Genomic DNA, 23,990 nt, shown 5'->3' on the forward strand with positions numbered 1-23,990 from the left:
GGGGCGCCGTTGCCGCGGGAGGCTGGGTCGGGGCGGTCGCTTCCAGGGTTTCCGGAGCTTCCGGGGCTTCCGGGACCACGGGGGCAGGAGCGGGTGCCTCCGCAGGGACGGCGGCCTGGGCCACCGGCTCCGGGGCGGCCGGAGTGGCCGCGGCCTCGGGCGCCGGGACCGGCCCGGGGGTGGCGACAGCTTCGGCGGCCGGGACCGGCTCAGGGGTGGCGACAGCGTCGGTGGCCGGGGCGACAGCGTCATGGCCGAGCGTGGTGGGTTGCGGAACCGTCGGCTCGGGCTGCTGCGCGACTGGCGCGGCGTCAGGTGCCGCCGGGGGCTCGGGCTGCGGCTGAGGCGCAGCCTCTGCGGCAGTGGCGTCCGGCACCGGTGCGGTGGCCTCGGGAGCAGGGGCAACGTCGGTCGCCGGGGCCGCCGCCTCGGGGGCCTGCGCCGCGGCGTCCGGAACCTGGGCGGGAGCCTCCACACCGGGGGCCTCGGGCGGCGCGACGGCGGCCGGTTCGGCCGGTTCCGGGGCGACAACCGCCTCGGGAACCTGAACCGCCTCGGGGGCGGGGACCGGTGCGACGGCCTGCTCGGCGGCGACCGCAGGAGCCTGTTCGGCGGAGACGTCCGGGACTTGTCCGGCCACGACCGGCTCGGGCGCTGAAGCAGGCTGTGCGATGGCCTCCGGAGCGGCAACGGCCCCGGTGGGATCGCCCGCTACGGCCATGCTCTGCCCGGGAGCCGCGTACCCGGCCTCGGGCGCCTCGGCCTCGACGGCACCGGCGGCAGCAGGGGCGGCCTCACCGACGGCGGCCAGCCCTGCCTGGGCGGCGGCCACTTGGCCCGCCACCGCGTCCACGCCCAGCTCCGCGGGGTCCACCTGCGTGGGCATGACCTCCTCCGCGACGGCGACTTGGGGTCCCTCCGGACCGACGCCCGCTCCTGCGGGGTCAGCCGTCGGGGCCTCACCGGTCTCGGCGGTGGCCGCCGGCTCGCTCGCGGCCTGCTCTGCCTCGGCCGGTGACTGTGCCTGTGCCGGGGCCTGTGCCTGGGTCGGTACCGGCGGGGTCGTGTGGCTGGTCTGCGCCGTCACATCCGCTGTCACGTCCGCCGCCACAGCCGTCGCCGCGTCCGCCGTGCCGCCGGGCGCGACCGCCTGGGCCGTGCCCGCCGGTTCCGTTGCCGGAACAACCGTTTCCGCAGGCGCCACCCCGGCGCTCACCGGCGCCGGGTTCGTGACCGGCGCGCCCCACGGCGCGGCGGGCTGTGACGCCGCCGCCTCGGGGGCGCGAGGGCCGTCGAGGTACTCGGGGCCCGCCGAGGCGGGCACCGGCTGGCGAACGGGCGCGTCCGCCGGACCGCGGTCGGCCAGCGAGCGGACCGGGCTGGCGGAGCTGTCCGGCAGCGGCGGGCCGAGGTGCAGGGGCCTGCGCGGGGAGACCGGCGGGATCGGCGGCGGGTCGGGCAGACGGACCGCGCTGAGGTCGACCGAGCCGCTGTCGCGGCCGGAGATCTCGTGCGGGCCCGGCTGGTGGACGGTCTCCAGGACCGGCTCCGGCGCGGGCGGCGGGACCTCGTTGCCCCAGGCGCCCTGGGCGCCCGGCAGCAGCAGGTCTTCGTCCTCGGTCTCGGCGGTGGTCTCGGAGAGGTAGGTGTACGCACCGGGCGCGGAGGTGCCCGGGTGCTCCACCATGCCTGCGCTCTCCGGCAGTCCCTCGCCCGGGACCTGGCCGGTGTCGGTCATGCGTACCCCTCGCCCATCGGTTAGTGCTCCTACGACCTGCTCGCCCGGAACGGCGCACCGACCGCCCCGCAGTGAAGAACGAGCGTGCGTCCCCAGCGGCACGAACGGTCCGCCCGGAAAAGGCGACAAAGCCATTCACTGGCATTGTTGCGGCCGTAGCACCTTCACGGCAGCTTGATCCGCGACGGTTCCGCTGTGGACTGCGCCACGTTGCGCGTCCTCCGGTTCTGCCGTACCACACACACCCCAAAACGGGCGGGTTTTCCGGACATTGACCGACGAAGCGTCGGGCGTCCTGGTGCGGTGCAGCGATCGGCCAGCCTACCGCGCGCAGTACGACAACCCGATCACGGGGACGGTGGCGGGATCAGGCGCCGCGTCGCGGCAGCACGCCGCTGAGCAGGAACGCGACGCTCCGCTCCTTCTCCGCCCAGGCCCGGGTGTCGAGTTCGACGGACTGCAGCAGGGCGCACTCGACGCCGTAGCCGTGCTCGGTCAGATCGCGGCCGATGAGTTCGGCGGCGTCGCGGGTCGCGGCGTGCGTGACGATGCGCTGCGGACGGCGGTCGGCGACCGCCGAGACGACGGCCGCTCCCCCGCCCCCGACGCGGACGACGTCCGGTTCGGGGAGGTTTTCCAGGATGTGCGGGGCGGTGCCGTGCACGATCTGGAGTTGGACGCCGAGGCGGCGGGCGGCGGCGTCGGTGCGGGCGCAGGCGGCCAGGTCGCTGTCGACGGCGAGGACGGCGGCACCGGCGCGGGCGGCCTCGATGGCGAAGGCCCCGCTGCCGCAGCCGATGTCCCACACCAGGTCGCCGACGCGGGGCCCGAGGTGGGCGAGTTGGGAGGCGCGCAGCAGCTGGGTCTCACCCTCGCCGAGGTCCGCGCCGTACGCGTCGGCGGGCAGGGTCCAGCCGCGCGGCCCGGTGGAGGGGTCGCGGCCGGAGATCCAGCCCCCGGTCTCCCCCGCGGTGCCGGGCCCGGCCGGGCCGCCGAGGACGATGACGACGTTGGGGTCGCGCCAGGTGTGGTCGGCGGCCTTGTCGGAGGTGACGACGGAGACGCGTTCGCGGGCGGTGCCGAGTTCCTCGCAGACGACGAAGGAGCGGTGGACTCCTTCGAGGAGCAGGCCGAGTTCGGCGGGCCCGGCACCGGGTGAGGTGAGGACGGCGACCTTGGTGTGGGCGCGGCATACGTTGACCGCGCGGCGCAGGGTGCGGGGGTGTGCGACGACCACCTGTGCGTCGTCCCAGGGCATGCCCGCGCGGGCGAAGGCGGCGGCGACGGAGGAGACGGCGGGGACGACCTCCACCTCGAGTCCGAACTCGGGGGCGCGCAGGGTGCGGACGACGCCGAAGAAGCCGGGGTCGCCGTCGGCGAGCACGACGGCCGTGCCGCGGTGGGCGGCGATGCGGCGGGCGGCCAGCGCGACACTGCCGAGGCGGATGCGCTCGGCCCCGGCGGGCACCTCGGGGAGCGCCAGGTGGTGGGCGGCACCGGCCACGAGCGTGGCGGCGCCCAGGGCGGCGCTCGCCGCTGCGGTCAGCGGCGAACCGTCCCAGCCGATCACCGTGACCCGGTCGGCCATCGTCGTCAGTCTCCAGGGGTTTTCGCAGGTCGTCTGCGTGGCGTGGTGGGGGAACAACCCGGGGGCGGGCTCCGTGAGGGTACCCGGTGGAGGTGTCGGAGGGAGTTTCGGTGTCGTCGTCACCGTCGTCCTCCGGGGGGTGCGGTCAGTTCCAGTCGCCGAAGGACGTGAAACCGTCGCGGAGCTGTTCGCCGACGCCTTCCAGGTCTTCGGGGAGCAGGCTCCAGACGATGAAGTCCGTGCGTACGTCGGTCCACGCGCCGTCCTCGGCACGGGCCCGGGCTATACAGGCGTTGCGCAGCACGCCCTCGCTGATACAGCCGATCTTCTGGGCGACCTGCTGGGAGGCGGTGTTGTCGGCCGCCGTGCGCAGTTCGATGCGCTCGAACTTCTGGTCCGTGAAGAGCCACTGGGCGGTGACGAGGGCGGCCTCGGAGGCGTAGCCCTCGCCGCGGGCCCAGGGGGCGATGATGTACGACAGCTCGGTGGAGCGGACGTGCCAGTTGGTCTTGGAGAGCTGGATGACGCCGACCAGTCGCTGGGTGAGGAACTCGGTGATCGCGAAGTCGATGCCGTGTCCCTCGGTGCGCTGCGTGGGGGCGTACTCGGTGATCCAGGTGCGGGCGCCGTCCTCCGTGAAGGGCTGGGGGACGGAGGTCCAGGCCGCCACTTGTTCGTCGTTCATCATGGCGGCCAGGGAGGGGACGTCGTCTTCGTCGAGGGGACGCAGCACCAACCGCTCCGTGCTGATGGAGATGTTGGGGAAGGTGCTCGTCATGCGCCGCTCCGTAACCTTCGGTGAACCTTCAGGGCATGCTGAACTGCCCAGCATGCAGCATGAACGCACTGATCCGCACCACGGGGCCCTTCCCACCGGGTGGGGGGAAGGACCCCGTGTGCGCGGGTGCCGGGCGTGGGCTCAGAAGGAGGCGAGCACCGAGCCGGCGTACTTGTCCTGGATGAACTTCTTGACCTCGGGCGAGGTGAGGAGCTTCGCGAGCTTCTTCACGCGCGGGTCGTCCTCCTGGCCCTTCTTCACGGCGAGGAAGTTGCCGTAGGGGTTGTTCTTCGGGGACTCGAGGACGAGGGCGTCCTTGGCGGGCTTGAGGTCGGACTCGATGGCGTAGTTGCCGTTGACCACGGCCGCGTCCACGTCGTCGAGGGAGCGCGGGGTCTGGGCCGCCTCCAGCTCCTTGAACGTGAGGTTCTTGGGGTTCTTGGTGACGTCGGAGGGGGTCGCCTCGTTGCCGACGCCCGCCTTGAGGGTGATGAGCCCGTTGGCGGCGAGGAGCTTGAGGGCGCGGGCCTCGTTGACCGTGTCGTTGGGGATGGCGACGGTCGCACCGCTCTTCAGGTCGTCGGCCTTCTTGACCTTGTGGGAGTAGAGGCCGAGCGGCTCCAGGTGGACCGTGACGACGGGCACGATGTCGGTGCCGTTCTTCTTGTTGAAGTCGTCGAGGTACGGCTTGTTCTGGAAGTAGTTGGCGCCGACGGAGCCGTCCTGCGTCGCCGTGTTCGGCGTGACGTAGTCGGTGAACTCCTTGACCTCCAGGTCGAGGCCCTCCTTCTTCGCCAGATTGTCCTTGACGAAGTTCAGGATCTCGGCGTGCGGGACGGGGCTGGCGGCGACGATCAGGGGTCCGTCGGTGTCGGAGCTGTCCGCGCCGCAGGCGCTGAGCCCGAGGGTGAGGGCTCCGGCGGCGAGAACGGCGGTGGTGATCTTGGCGGTGTTACGCACGAAAAGTGCCTTTCCTTATGACCTTGCGAGTGGTGCGACCTCGTCGTGGGTGGACGAGGAGATCAGGAAGCGGCTTTGAGCAGCCGCAGTTTGGGGGCGGGGCCGGAGTGGGCGCCGCGGCGGTGCAGGGAGCGGGCCGCGTAGTCGCCGGCGAACTGGATGACCGAGATGACGACGGCGAGGATCGCCACGGTGATCCACATCAGCTGGGTCTCGAAGCGCTGGTAGCCGTACCGGATGGCGATGTCTCCGAGGCCTCCGGCGCCGACCGTGCCCGCCATGGCGGAGTAGCCGATGAGGGCGACGATCGTGGTGGTGGTGCTGGAGATCAGCGACGGCAGGGACTCGGGGACGAGCACCTTGCGGACGATGGTCCAGGTGTTGCCGCCCATGGACTGCACGGCCTCGACGAGCCCGTGGTCCACTTCGCGGACGGCCGTCTCGACCAGGCGCGCGAAGAACGGGATGGCGCCTACGGCGAGTGGCACGATGGCCGCCTCGACGCCGATGGTCGTACCGGTGATCGAGCGGGTGAAGCCCATCAGCGCGACCATCAGGATAATGAAGGGCAGGGAGCGGGCGATGTTCACGACCTGCCCGATGACCTTGTTGGCCGCGAGGTTCTGGAGCAGGCCGCCGCGGTCGGTCAGGACCAGCAGGACGCCGAGCGGCAGTCCGCCGACGACGGCGATGAGCGTGGACCAGCCGACCATGTAGAGGGTGTCCCAACACGCCTGCTCCAGCAGGGGCTGCATCTCGGACCAGGTCACTTCGCACCTTCCTTCACCAGTTCGGACTCGTGGCCCGGGAGGTCGATCTGGAGGCCCTGTTCACGCAGGAAGCCGATGGGCACGACGTTGTCCTCGTAGCGGCCGGGCAGTTCGATGCGCATCCGGCCGACCTGGAGGCCGCCGACGGTGTCGATGGCCGCGCCGAGAATCGATATGTCGATGTTGTAGGTGCGGGCGAGCTGCGAGATGACGGGCTGGGTGGCGCTCTCGCCCTGGAAGGTGACGTCGACGACCGTGCGGTCCTCGCCGGAGGCCTCGCCGTCGAGCGGGAACAGCGCCGAGGCGAGTTCGGAGCCGGGGGTCGCGAGGAGCTCGCTGACCGTGCCCGACTCGACGATGCGCCCGTTCTCCATCAGCGCGGCCGAGTCGCAGACCGACTTCACGACGTCCATCTCGTGGGTGATGAGCAGGACGGTCAGACCGAGCTGGCGGTTGAGGTCGCGCAGCAACGCCAGGATCGAGCGGGTGGTTTCGGGGTCGAGGGCGCTGGTGGCCTCGTCGGACAGCAGCACCTTCGGGTCGCCGGCGAGGGCGCGGGCGATGCCGACGCGCTGCTTCTGGCCGCCGGAGAGCTGCGCGGGGTAGGACGAGGCCTTGTCGGCGAGGCCCACCAGGTCGAGCAGCTCCAGCGCCTTGCGGGAGCGTTCCTTCCCGGACTTCCCGAGGATCTCCAGCGGCAGCTCGACGTTGTCCTGGACGGTCCGGGAGGACAGCAGGTTGAAGTGCTGGAAGACCATGCCGATGCGGCTGCGCGCCCGGCGCAGTTCCTTTCCGGCGCGCGGGCCCCGGCCGGCCAGGGCGGTGAGGTCCTGCCCGGCGACGGTCACGGTGCCGGAGGTGGGGCGCTCCAGCAGGTTGACGCAGCGGATGAGCGAGGACTTGCCGGCGCCGGACTGGCCGATGACGCCGTACACCTCGCCTTCACGGACGTGCAGGTCGACGCCGTCCAGGGCGGTGACCTCGCGGCCGCGTGCACGGTAGACCTTGGTCAGGCCCGAGGTGGTGATCACTGGGATTCCGTCACTGTCGAGTGCGCGGGCGTGGGTGTGCCCGGGCACAGGTGCATTCGGTCAGGGACGCGACACGGTTCTCGCTAGGGAGTGGAACCGGGGAGAACATGTGCGCGGGGCGGCTTCGGGTCACGCAGCGCTCAGGGCGTGCGGACAGGCCGCGTCTCGCTTCGGGGCGCGAGCTCAGGGGTGGTGCAGGGGCCCTCTAGAAGGCGCACATTCGACACATACAACGAGCACCGGGCGTCATGGTCGCCTCGGTCGCGGGGATGCGGTAGCTCGTCGTGGTCATGCCGTCAGTAAAACATGTGTACGGTCCTGACCGGCCCTCCGCTGTCCGGATGCTGGACAGCGGTGGACGGAGGTCGCGGCCTGTCAGCCGCGCGGGGAGATCTCCACGCCCTGGTCGGTGACCAGTGCGGACAGGGCCGACAGGTTCTCGACGACCAGGTCGGCACGCAGTTCGTGGGCCTGGTGGGTTGTGGTCAACGCCACGGTGGTCATGCCGGCGGCGCGTCCGGCCGCGAGGCCCGCGGGGGCGTCCTCGAACACGACGCAGTGCGCGGGGTCGACGCCGAGCGCGCGGGCGGCGAGCAGGTAGGGCTCGGGGTCGGGCTTGCCGCGCGTGATGTCGTCGGCGGCGACGAGGGTCTTGGGCAGGATGCCGACGGCGTCGAGCCGGGCCTCGGCCAGCCGCCGGGTGGCGGAGGTGACCACGGCCCAGCGCTCGGCGGGCAGCACGTCGAGGAAGGCCCGGGTGCCCGGCAGCAGGTGCACCCCGTCGTTCGGTACGTCGTCCACCTCCAGGTCCTCGATCCGCGCGACGGCCTGGGGCACGAGCTCGGCGGGCAGGAGGTCGGCGGCTATCTCGGCGGCCGGCCGGCCGTGCAGCTCGACCCGCGCGAACTGCTCCGCCGTGATCCCGTACTCCCCCGCCCACCGCGTCCAGCAGCGGTCCACCGAGGCGAGGGAGGAGACGAGGGTTCCGTCGTTGTCGAAGAGCAGGGCCTGGGCGTGGATCGTCATGTCCTCGACCCTACGGTGCAGGCCAGGGCCGGAAGCATCGGGCCTTTTCGGCCGTAATAAGGTCGCAGCATGCTTGATGCCCTGACGCTGGTGACCGGCGTCGCCGCGCTGCTGCTCGCCGCCTGGTGCGGCTGGGCGGCCTACCGCGACCAGCCGACGAAGGACTGGCACTTCATCGGGATGGCCGTGGTCACGCTGCTGTCGCTGATCCAGCTGGTGGTGGGGATCGTGCTGCTCGCGCAGGGCGAGAAGCCGGAGCAGGGCACGACGATCTTCGTGGCGTATCTGCTGGGGGCGTTCGCGTGCATCCCGGCGGCCGGGTTCATGTCGCTGGCCGAGCGGACCCGGTGGGGTTCGGTGACCGTCGCCGCCGGCGGTGTCGTGCTGGCGGTGCTGGAGGTGCGTCTCCATGACATCTGGGGAGGCTGAGGTGAGCCGGCGCCGGCTGATCAGCGGTCCGGGCACGCTGCTGGTGTGGCTGTACGGCGTGATGGTCGTGGGGGCGGTGTCGCGGTCGGCCTATCAGATCGCGACGGAGTTCGACCGGGCGCCGCTCGCGTACTCGCTGTCGGCGGTGGCGGGCGTCGTGTACGGGTTCATCACGTACACGCTGGTGCGGGGTGGGGAGACGGCACGGAAGGTCGCCCTGGCGTGCTGTGTCGCCGAGTTGGTCGGAGTGCTGACGGTGGGGACCTGGACCCTGGTCGAGCCGTCCGCCTTCCCGGACGCGACCGTGTGGTCGGACTTCGGGATGGGGTACCTCTTCATTCCCGTGCTCTTGCCGGTGTCCGCCATCTACTGGCTGCGCAAGGGTGCGCCCAAGGAGGATGCCGCCTGAGACGCGTCAGGCGGCCGCGGGCCGTCGGTGGCTCGTCACGCAGTTCCCCGCGCCCCTAAAGGAGGCCGATCATCACGCCGTCGCCGCGTAGGTGCTCGCCGGCTTCTCCAGGATGATCACCGGTACGCCGTCGGCGCCCTGGGAGGTGCCCACCGTCTCGTAGCCGACCCTGCGGTAGAGGCGGAGGTTGCCCTCGCTGCGGTGGCCGGTGTGGAGGCGGAAGCGGGTGGCGCCGTGCTGGCCGGCCAGGGCCGATTCGGCGGCACGGAGGAGTCGGGCGCCGATGCCGTGGCCCTGGAGGCGGGGGTGGACGCAGAGCTTGCCGATCGCGGCGGCGCCGTCCTCGGTGGCCGCGCCGCGAACCGAGCCCACGACCTCCTCGCCGAGCCGGGCCACGAAGACGCAGTCGCGCGCGACTTCTTCGCGGACCGAGTCGAGGGTTTGGACGAGCGGGTCGATGCGGTAGTTCCCGTACAGCGCCGCCTCCGGCTGGAAGCACAGGTACTGCAGTCTGAAGATCTGCTCCGCGTCCTGCTCGGTCGCCGCAGAGATGGTCACGCTCATGCCCATGTGCGCACGCCTCCCGCTCATCTGATCACCTGTCGTTCCCCACTCCTATCCCCGTCCTCAGCGGGCCGCAACCTCCGGCGAGAGCAATCTCCGGAGACATCCCAGGCATCTGGAACGTTCCGGCCCAAGACTCCCCTGTGAGATACCCAACTCCCCTGCGATTTCCCGGTATGTCAGGTCTTCAGGCGAGAGCAGGGCCTCCATCAGCCGGGGGCAGCGGCCCGGGAGGCGGCGCACGGCCTCGCGCAGGGCCCGGCCGCGGGCCGCTGCGAGGGCGAGCTGTTCGGGATCGCGCTCCCCGTCGTCGACGGGTTCGGCGATGTACGGCTGTTCGAGGCGGCTCGTACGGCGGGTGCGACGGGCCTCGGCGCGGACGGCGCGGCGGAGCCACCGCTGGGGGTCGGCCGGCGGGTCCTCGGCGTCGAGGCGCTCCAGGAGCCGGAGCCAGACCGCCTGCTCCAGGTCGCCCGGCTCGGTTCCGGCGGAATATGCCTCCGCGGAGGCCTCGGCGGTGAGCAGCGGGCGCAGGGCGGTGACCAGGTCGTGCGTCATATGCGGAGCGACGCGGCCGCCCGGGAGGCGGGTTGCCCGGGCGGCCGAAGCTCACTCGACCGGGGGGTGTGAGCCCGGATGTTGACGTGCTCGGTCGTCGACCGCGCTCAGCCGGTGAAGTCCGCGCGGGCCAGCAGACCCGTGTCGGGCTGGTCGGTGAAGACGCCGTCGATGCCGGTCGCGAAGTACGCCTGGTACGCGCCGAAGACGTCGCCGTAGGCGTCCGCGTCCATGCCCTTGCGGAAGTTCGCGGGCAGGAAGGGGTTCTCGTTGCGCATGGTGTACGGGTGGAGGATGAGGCCGACCTTGTGCGCGTCGGGGACGAGGGTCGTCGGCCGGGTGAGGTTGCCCTGGGCGTCGCGCGGGATGACCAGGTCCAGGGTCGGGCCGATGCCCTGCGCATAGGAGGCGATCTCCCTGAGACCGGCCGGCTTGACCAGGTCGGCGACGGTGCGCGGGTCGCCGGTCTCGACGAAGTCCCAGGGCCGGGAGTTCGCCGAGGAGAGCAGGACGACCAGCGGGTTGTCGACGAGCTTGTGCAGGCGCTGGACGCTGGTCGGCTCGAAGGACTGGAGGATGACCGGGGAGGTGCGGCGGTCCTTGCGGTACGTGCGCAGCAGCTTGGCGACGCGCTCCTCGAGCGGCAGGCCCTGCTTGCGGAAGTAGGTGGGGTGTTTGAGCTCGGGGTAGATCCACACCTGCTTGCCCCGCTTGCGGGTCTGCTCGTCCTGCCACCTCAGGACCTCTTCGAAGGTGGGGATCTCCCAGCGGCCGTTGTAGAGGGTGTTGTGCGGGCGGTTGGCCGGGATGCGCTCGACCGCGCGCAGCGTCTTCAGCTCGGCGAGCGTGAAGTCCTCGGTGAACCAGCCCGTGGTGGAGACGCCGTCGAGCAGTTTGGTCGTCCTGCGGCCGGCGAACTCGGGGTGGTCGGCGACGTCCGTGGTGCCGCCGATCTCCGGCTCGTGACGGCAGACCAGGTGACCGTCCTTCGTCGGGACCAGGTCACCCGCCTCGACGATGTCGGCGCCCAGGTCGAGGGCCAGCTGGTACGAGCCGAAGGTGTGCTCCGGGCGGTAGCCGCTGGCGCCGCGGTGACCGATGATCGTCGGCTTGGGCAGGCTCCGCACTCCGCCGCCGTGCCGGGTGGCGTCGGCACGCGCCGGGCCGGCCATGCCGAGGACCGCTCCGCCGGCGCCGAGCACCGCCGCGCCGAGCAGGGCCCGCCGTCCGGTACCGCTCGTTTCTTCGTTCGACTCCTGCGCTCCCATGAGCGTCCTCCCTGGCCGTTCGGCTCGTCAGTGCGGGCCGATCGTAGGGGCGCGTACATGACGAGTGGGAGACCCCGGGCGGAACACGCGGGTGATGTCGGATGTCGTAGTGGCTGGTGGGGAGGACGAGTTGACGGTTCGTCGCGTCCGTTCGATTCGGTGCGGCTGTTCTGGGAACGCGTCCGGTGAGCCCCGGGGCGAGGTGCGTCACATCGTGTCGGCCCTGTTTCGCGTCGTCGGCGGCGCGCCACCGCAGGTAAACACGCGTCAACAGTGCGTAAGGCCTCGGTGAAGTCGCCGTGCCCGATGTGCGCGATGACCGGGGCCACGAGTATCGTCCTCACCTGCACAGACTCATACAGATCCCTTGACACCGGAGGGCCCGTTGTCCCGCTTCGCGTTCATCAAGGCAGTGCTCGGCCCGGCCATGCGCCTGATGTTCCGCCCACAGGTGGAGGGTGCGGAGCACATTCCCGGCGATGGCCCGGTCATCCTGGCCGGCAACCACCTGACGTTCATCGACTCGATGATCCTGCCGTTGGTCTGCGACCGTCAGGTCGTCTTCATCGGCAAGGACGAGTACGTGACCGGCAAGGGCCTCAAGGGCCGACTGATGGCGTGGTTCTTCACCGGCGTCGGCATGATCCCGGTGGACCGCGACGGTGGCCGGGGTGGTGTCGCCGCGCTGATGACCGGGCGTCGGGTGCTGGAGGAAGGCCGGATGTTCGGCATCTACCCGGAGGGGACGCGGTCGCCCGACGGGCGGCTGTACCGGGGGCGGACGGGAATCGCCCGGCTGACGCTGATGACGGGGGCGCCGGTGGTGCCGTTCGCCATGATCGGCACGGACAAGTTGCAGCCGGGTGGGGCGGGGTTGCCTCGGCCAGGGAAGGTCACGGTGCGGTTCGGTGAGGCGATGGAGTTCTCCCGGTACGAGGGGATGGACCGGGACCGGTATGTGCTGCGGGCCGTGACCGACTCGGTGATGGCCGAGGTCATGCGGCTGTCCGGGCAGGAGTATGTGGACATGTACGCGAGCAAGGCGAAGGAAGCGGCGTAGGTTTTTCGGGGGCGCGGGTGGTCTCGGGTTGCCGGGGAGTGTCGGCGGCTGCGGGTGAGTGGGGGCTTGTCGCGCAGTTCCCCGCGCCCCTGGGGGCGTCGTTGGGGGGAACCCCGTGGCCGTGTCGCGCAGTTCCCCGCGCCCCTGGGGGCGTGACCTCAGGGGCGTCGCCATGAAGGACCCCGTGCCCGCTTTGCGCAGTTCCCCGCGCCCCTGAGAGGGCGGGGGTCCTACGCGTGTTCTGATGCGCTGTCTTCCAGCTTCTGGCCCCGTAGCAGGAACCACGCTGCCACCGCCGCTGCCAGCAGGACTGTCGCGCCCACGCCAGCCGCGAGGGCGAGGCCGTCGACGAAGGACGTGCGGGCCGCGTCCAGCATCGTCGCGGCGTTGTGGGCGGACATCTGCGTGGCCGCCTCGACGGCGCCGCCCAGTGACTCGTGGGCCGCGGCCGGTGTGCCCGCGGGGCCGGTGAAGTCGCGGTAGACGCCGGTCACGATCGAGCCGAGCGCGGCGATACCGAGCGCGGCACCGAGTTCGTACGCCGTCTCGGACACGGCGGAGGCCGAGCCCGCCTGCTCCTTGGGCACGCTGGAGAGGATCACGTCCGCCGTCACGGTGAACGAGAAACCGGCGCCCACGCCGACCACCAGCAGCGCGGTCCCGAGGAGCGGGTAGCCCGTGGACTGGTCGAGCACCGTCAGCGCGGCCAGAGCCAGGCCTATCGCCGCGAGGCCGCCGGAGACCACGGCCCGCACCGAGAAGCGCCGGGCCGCGCGCCCCGCGATCAGTCCGGCCACCACCGCGCCGATCGCCGCGGGCAGTTCGGCCAGCCCGGCCTCGAACGGGCGCCTGCCCTGGACGAGTTGCAGGTACTGGGACAGGAAGAACACCAGCCCGGACAGGCCGAGGATGGTCAGCAGGTCGGCCAGCACCGCCCCGCTGAAGCCGCGGTGGCGGAACAGCCGCATGTCGAGCAGCGGTGTCGGCAGCCTGAGCTGGCGGCGGACGAACCCGTACAGGGCGGCCGCACCCAGCAGACCCGCGGCAAGGGCGCTCCACGCGAAGCCGTGCGTGGCGACCTTCTTGATCGCGTACACGACGCCGATCATGCCGACCAGCGACAGCACGACGCTGACCAGGTCCCAGGGACCGGGATTCTCGGTGCGCGACTCGGGCAGCAGCTTGATCCCGACGAGGACCAGGACGACCATCACGGGCAGGTTGATCAGGAAGACCGAGCCCCACCAGAAGTGCTCCAGCAGGAACCCGCCGACGATCGGGCCGACGGCCGTACCGGCGGAGGCGGTGGCGCCCCAGATGCCGACAGCGAGGCTGCGCTCGCGCGGGTCGTGGAAGAGGTTGCGGATCAGGGCGAGCGTGGCCGGCATCAGGGTCGCGCCGGCGACGCCGAGCAGCGCCCGGGCGACGATCATCATCTCGGGTGTCGTGGCGTAGGCGTTGAACACGGATATCGCGCCGAACGCCGTCGCACCGATCAGCAGGATCCGCTTGCGGCCTATTCGGTCACCCAGGCTGCCCATCGAGACGAGCAGACCGGCGATGACGAACGAGTAGACGTCGCCGATCCACAGCAGCTGCGTGCCGGAGGGCTGCAGGTCCTCGCTGATGTAGGGGGTCGCGAGACCGAGGACGGTCGCGTCGACGGCCACCAGCAGCACGGCGAGCACGAGGACGCCGAGCGCGAGCCAGCGGCCCGGGCGCTTCACGGCCTCCGTCGTCATCGTCGGCTGCAGGGTGCTGGTCATGATTCCTCTCTCCTGAGTGCGCCGCCGAGCAGCAGCTCGACGATCATGTGCTGGAAGTCCTTGGGGGCGCCCTTGCCGCTGTGCACCATCCAGGCGCCGGAGGCCATCAGGCCGTACAGCGCCTCGGTGAGCCAGGCGGGCGTGAGGTCGATGCGGAACTCTCCGTCGAGCTGCCCGCGGCGGAACAGCGCGGAGATCCGGTCGTCGATCAGGGCCCAGCCCGCGTTCTGCTCCTCGCCCTCGAACAGCTGGTTCTCGGTGTAGAGGAACGCGAGCAGCCCGGCGGCGGGCTCCATGGCGCCGACCAGCCGGCGGACGGCCTCGCCGGCCGTGCCCTCGTCGAGCCGGGCCGCGTCCAGGGCGGCCTCGCACTCCGCGATGCCGAGCGCCTCCAGCGCCCGGACGAGGGCGTCGCGCCCCGCGAAGTGGCGGTGCAGCGTGGCCCGGCTGATTCCGGCGGCCTTGGCGACCTCGTCCATGGTCGCGGTGGATTTGCGGGTCAGCAGGGCCGCGGCGGCGCGCAGCACGTGCTCGGGATCGAAAGCCATGAGACAACGATACCCCATATGAGACATCAATGTCTCACTCGGGGCGCGCGTGACTCACGATGGGGGGCGTCGGTGTGAAAGAAGCGGTGATCAGTGCCAGGGCAGCCGCGCGCGCCGCTCCCAGTACGCGGGCGGCTCCTCCACCAGCGTGGCGAGGCGGCTCAGCTGGTCGTCGTCGAGGTCGACCACGGCCGCGTGCAGGTTCGAGGCGAGCTGGTTGGTGGTGGCGGCGCCGGAGAGGACGACACCGGCCCAGGACTGGCGGAGGATCACGGCCAGGGCGACGGCGTCGCAGCCCAGCCCGGCCTGCTCGGCGATCTCCTTGACGACGTCCGGGGCGTGCGGCCCGGCGAGCCGGCCGTTGGCCATGCCCTCCTTGACGATCACGGTGAGCCCGGCGTCGTGCGCCTCGGCGAGGGCGGGGGCGGCCGAGGTCTCCAGCGCGTTGTACGTGGACTGCACGGTACGGAAGAGGGGTTCGCCGTCGACGGTCACGGCGAGGGCGGCGCGGATCGCGTCCGCCTGGGCGGGGCCGCTGGTGGAGAAGCCGACGGTGAGGCCCTGCGCGGCGGCTTCCGCGAGCTTGGCGTGCAGTTCCTTGTCGGTGAGGGCCGGACTGTCCGGGGTCACCGAGTGGATCTGGTAGAGGTCGAGCCGGTCGCCGAGCAGGGCGTCGCTCTCCGCGCGCTGCCGTTCGTAGGTGGCGAGCGTGTGGTCCTTGACCTCGTGCTTCTCGGCGTCGGTGGACCAGTCGGCGGTGTAGGTGTAGCCCCACTTGCTGCCCACGACGATGTCGTCGAGGCCGGGCCTGTCCCTCAGCCAGTCGGCGAGGAACTCCTCGGAGCGGCCGTAGGAGCGGGCGACGTCGAAGTAGCGGACGCCCTGGGCGTAGGCGGCGTCGAGGAGTTCATGGGTGCGGGTGCGCAGCGTTTCGACGCTGCGGTCCTCTCCGAGGTCCTCGTCTCGGCCGAGGTTGATATAGCCGGGGCGTCCTACGGCGGCGAGGCCAAGGCCGATGTGACAGGTGGGGGTTGTGGCGTTCGCGAGGCGGGCGAAGGGCATCGGTGGCTCCGTTCGGTCGACGGCTGACGACCAACGTAACCCGGCAAAAGGGGTGCTTGGCGCCTACAGCAATGACCTTCGCCTTTGAGCTCGACCGTCGCGGTGTTTCGGCGAATGCGGGTCGTCGATCGTCCGCGCTTGTTCGCGCCCACGCGGCGGAGCCGCACATCGATACAGCCCCGCGCCCCCGAGGGCGATGACCTCAGCCCTGGTTCTTGGCCACCGCCCACTCGTGCTGGGCCGCCACGTCCGCCTTCACCTCTGCCAGCTGGACGGCGACCGCGCTCGGGGCCGTGCCGCCCCTGCCGTCGCGGGAGGCCAGGGCGCCGGGGACGTTGAGGACCGTGCGGACCTCGGGAGTGAGGTGCGCGGAGATCTTCGCGAACTCCTCGTCCGTCAGGGCGTCCAGCTCCTTGCCCTGCGACTCGGCGACCTTGACGCACTCGCCGGCGACCTCGTGGGCCACGCGGAACGGGACGCCCTGCTTGACCAGCCACTCGGCGATGTCCGTGGCGAGGGAGAAGCCGGCCGGGGCCAGTTCCTCCATGCGCTCGCGGTGGACGGTGAGGGTGGCCATCATGCCGGTGAAGGCCGGGAGCAGGACCTCCAGCTGGTCGATGGAGTCGAAGACCGGCTCCTTGTCCTCCTGGAGGTCGCGGTTGTACGCGAGCGGGAGGGCCTTGAGCGTGGCCATCAGGCCCGTCAGGTTGCCGATGAGGCGGCCCGACTTGCCACGCGCCAGCTCGGCGATGTCCGGGTTCTTCTTCTGCGGCATGATCGACGAGCCCGTGGAGAAGGCGTCGTGCAGGGTCACGAAGGAGAACTCCTTCGTGTTCCAGATGATCACCTCCTCGGCGATCCGGGAGAGGTTGACCCCGATCATCGCCGTGATGAAGGCGAACTCGGCGACGAAGTCCCGGGAGGCCGTGCCGTCGATGGAGTTGCCGGCCGAGCCGTGCTCGAAGCCCAGGTCCTTCGCGACCGCCTCGGGGTCGAGCCCGAGGGAGGAGCCCGCCAGGGCGCCGGAGCCGTAGGGCGAGACCGCCGTGCGCGCGTCCCACTGGCGCAGCCGCTCCGCGTCCCGGGAGAGGGACTGGACGTGGGCCAGGACGTGGTGGGCGAAGAGGACGGGCTGGGCGTGCTGGAGGTGCGTACGGCCGGGCATGGCCACGTCCGGGTGGGCTTCGGCGAGGCCGATCAGTGCGTCCTGGAGCTCGGCGATCAGGCCGCCGACGATCCGGGCGTGGTCGCGCAGGTACATGCGGAAGAGCGTCGCGACCTGGTCGTTGCGGGAGCGGCCGGCGCGCAGCTTGCCGCCGAGGTCGGGACCGAGGCGCTCCAGGAGGCCGCGCTCCAGAGCGGTGTGGACGTCCTCGTCGGCGATCGTGCCGACGAAGGAGCCGTCGGCGACGTCCGCCTCCAGCTGGTCCAGCCCGGCGATCATGCGGGTCAGCTCGTCGGCCGTGAGCAGGCCGGCCTTGTGCAGCACGCGCGCGTGGGCACGCGAACCGGCGATGTCGTACGGCGCGAGCCGCCAGTCGAAGTGGACGGACGCGGACAGCTTCGCCAGGGCCTCGGCGGGACCGTCGGCGAAACGGCCGCCCCAGAGCCGGACGTCACCGCTGTTGCTGCTCACCTGCGTGCTCCTCAAGGGGTGTGGATGTGCCTCACCGTCATGCATGAGTATTCAGTCCTCTGCATGATTCGTCAATTCGACAGGTTCGGAGAGCGGTTTCCGGTCAGGCGTGAGGAATTTGAAGATCTCTTGAACGCGGGAAACCGCTTACCCGTACCTCTCGCCGAACGCAGGCGCCGCGTCACGACACCCACGACACCCCCGACCCCTAGTGAGGCATCCGCATGTCCAGGGCTCTTCCGAAGTACAACAAGCGTCGCGTCGCTTTCATCGGCGGCGCCGCCGCGGTGGCACTGTCCGGCACCGTGATCGCCGGCTTCGCCCTCGCCGGGGAGACGCCCGACAGCGGCGCCGAGAACGCCCGGACGCTGGCGGGCCCCGGCACCATCTCGTGCCCGGACGTCACCGGCCAGTTGCCCGCGGTCCCCGTCTCGGCGAAGGCGGAGGTCGACAGCAACCTCGCCCAGCTGAACACCCAGATCCAGGAGGCCAACAAGCGCCTGGTCGACACGGTCGGCCAGGGCGGGCCCAACTTCGTCCAGAACGCCATCCTCGGCCCGCTGGAGGACAAGCGCGTCGCCGCCCTCAACCGCATCGAGACTGCCATCGGGCGGGCCGCCGAGAAGCCCGAGGGCCTGGAGGCCTTCGCGGCCTGCCAGCTCAACGCCGGCGGCGGCGCCGGAGCGGGCGAGGCTGCCGGTGGCGAGGCGGGCGCCGGTGCGGAGGCCGGTGCCGGTGCGGAGGCGGGCGGTGAGGCCGGAGCCGGTGCGGGCGCCGAAGAGGGCGGCGCGGGTGCCGAGGCGGGCGCGGGCGCGGAGGCCGGCGGGGGCGCCCAGGAGGGCGGCGCGGGTGCGGGCGAGGCGGGCAACGCCGGTGCCGGCACGATCAGCTGCCCGGACGTCGCCTCCCAGCTGCCGGCCATCCCCGCCTCGGCCCAGGCCGAGGTCGACCGGAACCTGACGCTGCTGGACACGCAGATCGCCGAGGCCAACAAGCGCCTGGTCGACACGGTCGGCCAGGGCGGACCCAACTTCGTCCAGAACGCCATCCTCGGCCCGCTGGAGGACAAGCGGATCTCCACCGTCAACCGCATCGCCACGGCCATCGGCCGCACGGCCGAGAAGCCGGCCGGCCTGGACTCCCTGGCCGCCTGCACGCTCACCAAGTGAGATGACAGGCGCTGTGGCCGCCCCGTGCGAGCGCCGGCCGGGGCGGCCACGCGGACGCCTGCCCGCGGGGTCCGGCAGAGGTGACCGGACCCGCAATTCCTTAGACGGCCGAAAGACTTACGGCAATAATCGTTCGACATGGGAAAGACTCACGAGCGCATAGACGGCCGGCTCCGCACCTTCATCGAGGCGCAGCCGGTCTTCTTCACCGCCACCGCACCCCTGGCCTCCGACGGCACCGTCAACCTCTCCCCCAAGGGCCTGACGGGCTCCTTCGTGGTGCTGGACGAGCTCACCGTGGCCTACCTCGACTTCGCCGGCTCCAACGCCGAGACCATCGCCCATCTGCGGGAGAACGGGCGGATCACCCTGATGTGGTGCGCCTTCCAGGGTCCGCCGAACATCGTGCGCGTGCACGGCAGGGGGGAACCGGTCTTCCGCGACGACCCCCGCTTCGCCGAACTGCTCGCACACTTCCCGGACATCGACCCGACGCCGCACGGCCTGCGGGCGATCATCGTGGTCACCGCCGAACTCGTCCGCGACACCTGCGGGTACGGGGTGCCCTTCATGGCGTACGAGGAGGACCGGGATCTGCACGGCAAGCGTTTCGCCCGCGAGGACGACGCTTCCCTGAGCGCCTACTTCACCAAGAAGGAGCACATCGCCACGAGCCTGGACGGACTACCCGGGCTGCCGCTGCCGCTGCCTCCCTCTACCGTCTGAGACATGCGCCCCGGTGCCACCTCCCTCGCCCTCTGCTCCCTGGCCGTGCTCGGCGCCGCGCCGCCCGCCCCGGCGCCGCCGCTGCCGGCCCGGATGGCGCACACCGGCGGCGGCACCCAGCTGATCACCGCGGTGGCCCCGGAGCGGGCCTCGACGACGGGCACGGTGACCTGGTGGAACCGCGAGGGCGGGCGCTGGATCAAGAGAGGTTCCGCACCCGCCCGGTTCGGGGCGAAGGGCCTCGCCGCCGGCGCCTCGCGCAAGCAGGGGACGAACACCACACCCACCGGCCTCTACGGCCTGCCGTACGCCTTCGGCATCAAGGCGGCGCCGCAAGGGACGGTCTATCCCTACCGCCGGGTGCACCAGGACTCCTGGTGGTGCCAGGACAACGACTCCCGTTCCTACAACCGCTGGACCGAGCCGCGCGCGGCCGACTGCCGGGCCGCCGAGTCCGAGCACCTGATCACGTACCGGGCGCAGTACGCGCACGCGCTCGTCATCGGCTTCAACTACCAGCGTCCCGTGCGGGGGCGGGGCGCGGGCATCTTCCTCCATGTGAACGGGCGGGGGGCGACGGCCGGTTGTGTCTCCGTCTCCGGGGACGCGATGCGGCGGATCCTGCGCTGGGCCGACCCCGCGCGGCGGCCGCACATCGCGGTGGGGACGCGGAGCGGGAGCACGGCCGTCACCCGCCTCTGACGGGCCGGCGACCGGCGGTGAGTGTTACCGGCGGTCACTCCTGTCCGCATCCGACTCGGCACGCGGCTGAACACTCCCGTGTCGCGGCACGTATCTGTGGGCCAAGGGTCAAGTCCCCACGGAGGAACCGTGACCACCACGCTCGCAGGCGGACGTGCCGCCCGCCGCCAGACGATGCGCCGCATCCGCCCGCGCCGCTCCCCGGCCGTCCCGCTGCTGATCGCCCTGTGGGCCGGAGCCGCGGCCGTGCTGTGGCTGTGGTGGGACAACACACCGTCCCTCGCGGACAACACGAGCAAGATCCTGGCCGCGGGCCGGATCACCGGTCTGCTCGCCGGCTACCTCATGGCGCTGGTCGTGCTCCAGATGGCCCGGGTGCCCGCGCTGGAGCGCCGGGTGGGCACCGACCGGGTCGCGCGCTGGCACGCCATGACCGGCCGCTACACGCTCTGCCTGGTCCTCGCCCACGTCTTCCTCATCATGTGGGGCTACGCCCTCCAGGCGGGCAAGGGACTCGGCGACATCGTCCAGCAGACGACCGACTCCATCAACCAGCTGCCGGACATGGGCAAGGCCGCGATCGGCACGGGCCTGCTGTTCCTCATCGGGATCCTGTCGATCGGCGGGGTCCGCCGCATGATCGGCTACGACACCTGGTACCACGTGCACCTGCTCACGTACGCGGCGGTGTACCTGACGTTCTGGCACCAGATCACCACCGGCAACGAATTCGCCGTCGAGCCCGCCGCGAAGACCTTCTGGTACGGGCTGTACGGCGTGGTGACCGCGCTGGTCGTCTGGTACCGGATCCTCACCCCGATCCGGCTCAACCTGCGCCACCGGATGCGTGTCGCGGCGGTCATCGAGGAGACCCCGGGGATCGTGTCCGTGCTGATCAGCGGGCGCAAGCTGCACCGGATGGGCGCGGAGGCCGGGCATTTCTTCCGCTGGCGGTTCAAGGCGCCGGGCATGCGCTTCAGCTCCCACCCCTACTCCCTGTCGGCGGCGCCCCGCCCGGACATGCTGCGGATCACGGTCAAGGCGATCGGCGACCACACCTCCCGGCTGCGTGACCTCGAGCCCGGCACCAAGGTGTGGGCCGAGGGCCCGTACGGCGCGATGACCGCCCAGCGCCGCAGCCGCGGCAAGGTGCTGCTGGTCGCGGGCGGGGTCGGCATCACCCCGATGCGGGCGCTGTTCGAGACGCTGCCGGGCGCGTCCGGCGACATCACCCTTCTCTACCGGGCCAACACCACCCAGGACCTGGCGCTGTGGGGCGAGCTCGCCAAGATCGCCGACGAGCGCGGCGCACGGCTGATGTACGCGGTCAACAGCCCGGACGGGGAACGCCCGGACATCTCCGCGGAGTCCCTCCAGCGCAAGATCCCGGACATCGACGACCACGACGTCTTCATGTGCGGGCCGCCCGGCTTCGCCCAGTCGGTCTACGAGGCACTGCGCGGCGCGGGCGTGCCCGCCCGCCGTATCCATCACGAGTCGTTCGAGATGTGAGCGACGGGACACCAACAGCCCTTCAGGAGTTTGGGAAACGATGAGGAAGTCTCACCCCGTCCGGCGTGCCGTGCTCGCCGGCGCAGCCACCGTCTCCGGGATCGTGCTGCTGCTGTCGCTGAAGCCGGCCTCCGACCCGGGTTCCGCCCAGGCAGCGGGTCAGGCGCCGCCCGCGGCGGCCGGGCAGGCCCCGCAGGGCGGCGTGAACGGCGCGGTCACCGGTGACGCGGCGCAGACGCAGTACGGCGCCGTGCAGGTCCGTCTGACAATGAGCAACGGCAAGATCACCCAGGCCGAGGCGGTCCAGGCGCCCAAGGGCGGCCGCAGCGACCAGATCACCGCCAGCTCGGTGCCCCGCCTCAACCAGGCCGTGGTCGCGGCGCAGGGCGCGGAGATCGACGCGGTCTCGGGCGCCACGTACACCAGCGCCGGGTACAAGAAGTCCCTCCAGTCCGCGCTGGACAAGGCGAAGGCGTCCGCCGGAGCGCAGCAGGGCTCGGGTGGCGCGCAGACGCTGACCGGCGATGTCGCGCAGACGCAGTACGGGCCGGTCCAGGTGCGCGTGACCGTCGCGGGCGGGAAGATCACCAAGGCGGAGGCGGTCCAGGCGCCCAAGGGCGGCCGCAGCGACCAGATCACCGCCAGCTCGGTGCCCCGCCTCAACCAGGCGGCCGTCGCGGCCGGGAACGCGGACGTCGACGCGGTCTCGGGCGCCACGTACACCAGCGCCGCGTACAAGAAGTCCCTCCAGTCCGCGCTGGACAAGGCTCCGGCCGGCGGTGGCTCCTCCCAGGCCGCGGGCTCGGGCGGCGGCCAGGCCGCGACACAGACCCTCACCGGCAAGCCGGCGCAGACGCAGTACGGGCCGGTCCAGGTCCGGGTGACCGTCACCGGCGGGAAGATCACCAAGGCGGAGGCGGTCCAGGCGCCCAAGGGCGGCCGCAGCGACCAGATCACCTCCTCGTCCGTCCCCCGCCTCAACCAGGCGGCCGTCGCGGCCGGGAACGCGCAGATCGACGCCGTGTCCGGTGCGACGTACACCAGCGCCGGCTACAAGCAGTCCCTCCAGTCGGCGCTGGACCAGGCCGGTGGCTGACGCGGTGGCGGACTCCGCACAGGCTCCCGCCGCGGTACGTCATGCCGAGGAGACGATGGGGACCGTCTTCTCCTTCGACGTCCGCGGCGGGGAACCGGCCGTCGTGCGCGCGGCCCTCGACGAGGCCGTCGCCGGGCTGCACCGGGTCGACGAGGTGTTCAGCACGTACCGCGAGGACAGCCAGATCTCACGGCTGCAGCGCGGGGAGGTGACCGTCGCGGAGTGCGATCCCGAGGTCGCCGAGGTCCTGGAACTGGCCGCGGAGGCGGAGCATCTGAGCGAGGGCTGGTTCAGCACGTCGTACCAGGGCCGGCTCGACCCGACCGGCATCGTCAAGGGCTGGGCGGTCGAGCGGGCGGCGCGGCTGCTGGCGGAGGTGCCCGGGGTGTGTGGGGTGAGTCTCAACGGCGGCGGGGACGTGCAGTTGCTCGGGACGCCGGGCGGGCAGCGGCCGTGGCGCGTGGGGGTGTCCGACCCGTTGCGGCCGGGGGGCCTGGCGGCGGTCGTCTCCGCGGCGGGGGTGTCGGAACTGTCCGTGGCCACGTCCGGTACGGCGGAGCGGGGGGACCACATCGTCGATCCCCGGACGGGGCGTTCAGCCGTGACCGACCTGGTGTCCGTCACGGTGGTGGGCCCTCGGCTGACGTGGGTGGACTGCTGGGCGACGGCGGCGTTCGCGATGGGCTCGCGGGAGGGGCTGGCCTGGCTGGAGTCCCTGCCGGACGTGGAGGCGCTGCTGATCACGGCCGGCGACGAGGTGCGGTGCACCGGGGGGTTGGCGGCGCGGCTGGGGTGAGTTTGTGGCTGGGGCCGGGGTGGGTCCGCAGCCCGGCGTAGCGGGGTGCCGCTCTCCTTGGGACGGGCGCCGCCCCCAGCGGCACGCATGCCCGCAGCTGAGCCGACCCAGGGGCGCGGGGAACTGCGCGACAAGCCACACACCACCCGCACACAACCATCCGCGCAACCGCCACGGCCCTCAGGGGCGCGGGGAACTGCGCGATCAGCCGCACACCACCCGCACACGGACACCCGCCCGCACCCCTACGGCGCGTGCCCGTTCTGCGCCAGCCTCAGCAGATGATCCGCCAGGGCCTGCCCACCCGTCGGGTCCCTGCTGATCAGCATCAGCGTGTCGTCGCCCGCGATCGTCCCCAGGATGTCGTGCAGCTCGGCCTGGTCGATCGCCGAGGCCAGGAACTGCGCGGCCCCCGGAGGGGTCCGCAGGACCACGAGGTTCGCCGAGGCCTCCGCGGAGATCAGCAGCTCCTGCGAGAGCCGCCTCATCCGCTCCTCCTTCGCCGACCCGCCCAGCGGAGCCCGGGGCGTACGGAACCCGCCCTCGCTGGGCACCGCGTAGATCAGGTCACCGTCGGCGTTGCGGATCTTCACCGCGTTCAGCTCGTCCAGATCCCGGCTGAGCGTCGCCTGCGTGACGTTCAGCCCGTCGTCGGCGAGCAGCTTCGCCAGCTGGCTCTGCGAGCGGACCGGCTGCCGGTTGAGGATGTCCACGATCCGGCGGTGGCGGGCGGTGCGGGTCTGCGGCACGGCGGGCCCGTTCGCCCCCGGCTGCCCGTGGTCCTGCGCCTGGCTCATC

Annotated in this window: 23 protein-coding genes and 1 pseudogene; 9 read left to right on the forward strand and 15 right to left on the reverse strand. The window is 71.7% G+C overall.

All coding sequences use genetic code 11. From position 1 onward, the window contains the following. From K4G64_RS14675 to K4G64_RS14705, 7 genes and pseudogenes are all read right to left on the reverse strand, one after another. Positions 1-1,738 (reverse strand): annotated as a pseudogene (locus K4G64_RS14675) (5,6-dimethylbenzimidazole synthase); the annotation flags it as partial. Positions 1,739-2,105: 367 nt separating this feature from the next. Then, complete coding sequence (cbiE, locus tag K4G64_RS14680) at positions 2,106-3,326, reverse strand: precorrin-6y C5,15-methyltransferase (decarboxylating) subunit CbiE (protein ID WP_221756482.1); 1,221 nt, start codon at positions 3,324-3,326, stop codon at positions 2,106-2,108. Positions 3,327-3,471: 145 nt separating this feature from the next. Beyond that, on the reverse strand, positions 3,472-4,104 hold the full coding sequence (locus tag K4G64_RS14685) for a GNAT family N-acetyltransferase (protein ID WP_221756483.1): 633 nt from the start codon (positions 4,102-4,104) through the stop codon (positions 3,472-3,474). 141 nt (positions 4,105-4,245) lie between these two features. After that, the gene (locus K4G64_RS14690) at positions 4,246-5,064 is read right to left on the reverse strand and encodes a MetQ/NlpA family ABC transporter substrate-binding protein (protein WP_221756484.1); all 819 of its coding nucleotides are present in this window, start codon (positions 5,062-5,064) and stop codon (positions 4,246-4,248) included. A 62-nt stretch (positions 5,065-5,126) separates the two neighbouring features. Further along, positions 5,127-5,834 carry a methionine ABC transporter permease gene (locus tag K4G64_RS14695; protein ID WP_030842956.1) on the reverse strand — a complete coding sequence of 236 codons (708 nt, stop codon included), beginning with the start codon at positions 5,832-5,834 and terminating at the stop codon, positions 5,127-5,129. Continuing rightward, positions 5,831-6,865 carry a methionine ABC transporter ATP-binding protein gene (locus K4G64_RS14700; RefSeq protein ID WP_221756485.1) on the reverse strand — a complete coding sequence of 345 codons (1,035 nt, stop codon included), beginning with the start codon at positions 6,863-6,865 and terminating at the stop codon, positions 5,831-5,833. The genes K4G64_RS14695 and K4G64_RS14700 overlap by 4 nt, the downstream gene beginning before the upstream one ends. 375 nt (positions 6,866-7,240) lie before the next feature. Then, positions 7,241-7,891: an HAD-IA family hydrolase gene (locus K4G64_RS14705; protein WP_221756486.1), complete on the reverse strand. Its 651-nt coding sequence runs from the start codon at positions 7,889-7,891 to the stop codon at positions 7,241-7,243. Positions 7,892-7,960: 69 nt separating this feature from the next. Between K4G64_RS14705 and K4G64_RS14710 the strand changes: the two genes are divergently transcribed. Next, the gene (locus K4G64_RS14710) at positions 7,961-8,320 is read left to right on the forward strand and encodes a hypothetical protein (RefSeq protein WP_221756487.1); all 360 of its coding nucleotides are present in this window, start codon (positions 7,961-7,963) and stop codon (positions 8,318-8,320) included. Beyond that, complete coding sequence (locus tag K4G64_RS14715; protein ID WP_221756488.1) at positions 8,301-8,729, forward strand: hypothetical protein; 429 nt, start codon at positions 8,301-8,303, stop codon at positions 8,727-8,729. Before K4G64_RS14710 ends, K4G64_RS14715 begins: the two co-directional genes overlap by 20 nt. Before the next feature lie 72 nt (positions 8,730-8,801). On the opposite strand, the gene K4G64_RS14720 is transcribed toward K4G64_RS14715, so the two are convergent. The 3 genes from K4G64_RS14720 to K4G64_RS14730 all read right to left on the reverse strand — a co-directional run bounded on the left by K4G64_RS14720 (position 8,802) and on the right by K4G64_RS14730 (position 11,119). After that, complete coding sequence (locus tag K4G64_RS14720) at positions 8,802-9,299, reverse strand: GNAT family N-acetyltransferase (protein ID WP_221756523.1); 498 nt, start codon at positions 9,297-9,299, stop codon at positions 8,802-8,804. Positions 9,300-9,356: 57 nt separating this feature from the next. Further along, positions 9,357-9,851 (reverse strand): RNA polymerase sigma factor, encoded by a 495-nt coding sequence (locus tag K4G64_RS14725; RefSeq protein WP_221756489.1) that lies wholly within the window; start codon positions 9,849-9,851, stop codon positions 9,357-9,359. A gap of 107 nt (positions 9,852-9,958) precedes the next feature. Next, positions 9,959-11,119, reverse strand: a complete 1,161-nt coding sequence (locus K4G64_RS14730) for a glycerophosphodiester phosphodiesterase (protein ID WP_221756490.1) — start codon at positions 11,117-11,119, stop codon at positions 9,959-9,961. A gap of 385 nt (positions 11,120-11,504) precedes the next feature. On the opposite strand from K4G64_RS14730, the gene K4G64_RS14735 reads away from it, so the two are divergent. Continuing rightward, positions 11,505-12,179, forward strand: coding sequence for a 1-acyl-sn-glycerol-3-phosphate acyltransferase (locus tag K4G64_RS14735; RefSeq protein WP_221756491.1), 675 nt, complete (start codon positions 11,505-11,507; stop codon positions 12,177-12,179). A gap of 230 nt (positions 12,180-12,409) precedes the next feature. Here K4G64_RS14735 and K4G64_RS14740 read toward each other — a convergent pair whose 3' ends face one another. From K4G64_RS14740 to argH, 4 genes are all read right to left on the reverse strand, one after another. Further along, positions 12,410-13,945 (reverse strand): MFS transporter, encoded by a 1,536-nt coding sequence (locus tag K4G64_RS14740; protein WP_221756492.1) that lies wholly within the window; start codon positions 13,943-13,945, stop codon positions 12,410-12,412. Then, entirely contained in the window at positions 13,942-14,493 is a 552-nt protein-coding gene (locus tag K4G64_RS14745) for a TetR/AcrR family transcriptional regulator (protein WP_221756493.1), read from the reverse strand. The genes K4G64_RS14740 and K4G64_RS14745 overlap by 4 nt, the downstream gene beginning before the upstream one ends. Positions 14,494-14,583: 90 nt before the next feature. After that, on the reverse strand, positions 14,584-15,555 hold the full coding sequence (locus K4G64_RS14750; RefSeq protein ID WP_221756494.1) for an aldo/keto reductase: 972 nt from the start codon (positions 15,553-15,555) through the stop codon (positions 14,584-14,586). A gap of 202 nt (positions 15,556-15,757) precedes the next feature. Further along, positions 15,758-17,191, reverse strand: a complete 1,434-nt coding sequence (argH, locus tag K4G64_RS14755) for an argininosuccinate lyase (RefSeq protein WP_221756495.1) — start codon at positions 17,189-17,191, stop codon at positions 15,758-15,760. 224 nt (positions 17,192-17,415) lie between these two features. On the opposite strand from argH, the gene K4G64_RS14760 reads away from it, so the two are divergent. From K4G64_RS14760 to K4G64_RS14785, 6 genes are all read left to right on the forward strand, one after another. Next, positions 17,416-18,360, forward strand: coding sequence for a hypothetical protein (locus tag K4G64_RS14760; RefSeq protein WP_221756496.1), 945 nt, complete (start codon positions 17,416-17,418; stop codon positions 18,358-18,360). A gap of 138 nt (positions 18,361-18,498) precedes the next feature. Next, positions 18,499-19,086, forward strand: coding sequence for a pyridoxamine 5'-phosphate oxidase family protein (locus K4G64_RS14765; RefSeq protein WP_221756497.1), 588 nt, complete (start codon positions 18,499-18,501; stop codon positions 19,084-19,086). A gap of 3 nt (positions 19,087-19,089) precedes the next feature. Beyond that, positions 19,090-19,788 (forward strand): L,D-transpeptidase, encoded by a 699-nt coding sequence (locus K4G64_RS14770; protein ID WP_221756498.1) that lies wholly within the window; start codon positions 19,090-19,092, stop codon positions 19,786-19,788. Positions 19,789-19,917: 129 nt separating this feature from the next. Further along, on the forward strand, positions 19,918-21,300 hold the full coding sequence (locus K4G64_RS14775; protein WP_221756499.1) for a ferric reductase-like transmembrane domain-containing protein: 1,383 nt from the start codon (positions 19,918-19,920) through the stop codon (positions 21,298-21,300). 40 nt (positions 21,301-21,340) lie between these two features. After that, complete coding sequence (locus tag K4G64_RS14780) at positions 21,341-22,396, forward strand: FMN-binding protein (protein WP_221756500.1); 1,056 nt, start codon at positions 21,341-21,343, stop codon at positions 22,394-22,396. Further along, positions 22,389-23,192 carry an FAD:protein FMN transferase gene (locus K4G64_RS14785; RefSeq protein WP_308122371.1) on the forward strand — a complete coding sequence of 268 codons (804 nt, stop codon included), beginning with the start codon at positions 22,389-22,391 and terminating at the stop codon, positions 23,190-23,192. Before K4G64_RS14780 ends, K4G64_RS14785 begins: the two co-directional genes overlap by 8 nt. A gap of 245 nt (positions 23,193-23,437) precedes the next feature. On the opposite strand, the gene K4G64_RS14790 is transcribed toward K4G64_RS14785, so the two are convergent. Then, the gene (locus tag K4G64_RS14790) at positions 23,438-23,989 is read right to left on the reverse strand and encodes an arginine repressor (protein ID WP_221756501.1); all 552 of its coding nucleotides are present in this window, start codon (positions 23,987-23,989) and stop codon (positions 23,438-23,440) included. Position 23,990 lies beyond the last annotated feature (1 nt).

It is taken from the genome of Streptomyces sp. WAC04114 (assembly GCF_019733245.1).
Lineage (GTDB): Bacteria > Actinomycetota > Actinomycetes > Streptomycetales > Streptomycetaceae > Streptomyces > Streptomyces massasporeus_A.

Bases quoted from the DNA above. Each gene is read 5' to 3' on its own strand.
- K4G64_RS14760 (WP_221756496.1), top strand. From the start codon at position 17,416: ATGTCCAGGGCTCTTCCGAAGTACAACAAGCGTCGCGTCGCTTTCATC.
- K4G64_RS14715 (WP_221756488.1), top strand. From the start codon at position 8,301: ATGACATCTGGGGAGGCTGAGGTGAGCCGGCGCCGGCTGATCAGCGGT.
- K4G64_RS14710 (WP_221756487.1), top strand. From the start codon at position 7,961: ATGCTTGATGCCCTGACGCTGGTGACCGGCGTCGCCGCGCTGCTGCTC.
- K4G64_RS14730 (WP_221756490.1), bottom strand. From the start codon at position 11,119: ATGGGAGCGCAGGAGTCGAACGAAGAAACGAGCGGTACCGGACGGCGG.
- cbiE (WP_221756482.1), bottom strand. From the start codon at position 3,326: ATGGCCGACCGGGTCACGGTGATCGGCTGGGACGGTTCGCCGCTGACC.
- K4G64_RS14750 (WP_221756494.1), bottom strand. From the start codon at position 15,555: ATGCCCTTCGCCCGCCTCGCGAACGCCACAACCCCCACCTGTCACATC.
- K4G64_RS14745 (WP_221756493.1), bottom strand. From the start codon at position 14,493: ATGGCTTTCGATCCCGAGCACGTGCTGCGCGCCGCCGCGGCCCTGCTG.
- K4G64_RS14770 (WP_221756498.1), top strand. From the start codon at position 19,090: ATGCGCCCCGGTGCCACCTCCCTCGCCCTCTGCTCCCTGGCCGTGCTC.
- K4G64_RS14685 (WP_221756483.1), bottom strand. From the start codon at position 4,104: ATGACGAGCACCTTCCCCAACATCTCCATCAGCACGGAGCGGTTGGTG.
- K4G64_RS14765 (WP_221756497.1), top strand. From the start codon at position 18,499: ATGGGAAAGACTCACGAGCGCATAGACGGCCGGCTCCGCACCTTCATC.
- K4G64_RS14705 (WP_221756486.1), bottom strand. From the start codon at position 7,891: ATGACGATCCACGCCCAGGCCCTGCTCTTCGACAACGACGGAACCCTC.
- K4G64_RS14725 (WP_221756489.1), bottom strand. From the start codon at position 9,851: ATGACGCACGACCTGGTCACCGCCCTGCGCCCGCTGCTCACCGCCGAG.
- K4G64_RS14790 (WP_221756501.1), bottom strand. From the start codon at position 23,989: ATGAGCCAGGCGCAGGACCACGGGCAGCCGGGGGCGAACGGGCCCGCC.
- K4G64_RS14740 (WP_221756492.1), bottom strand. From the start codon at position 13,945: ATGACCAGCACCCTGCAGCCGACGATGACGACGGAGGCCGTGAAGCGC.
- K4G64_RS14780 (WP_221756500.1), top strand. From the start codon at position 21,341: ATGAGGAAGTCTCACCCCGTCCGGCGTGCCGTGCTCGCCGGCGCAGCC.
- K4G64_RS14720 (WP_221756523.1), bottom strand. From the start codon at position 9,299: ATGGGCATGAGCGTGACCATCTCTGCGGCGACCGAGCAGGACGCGGAG.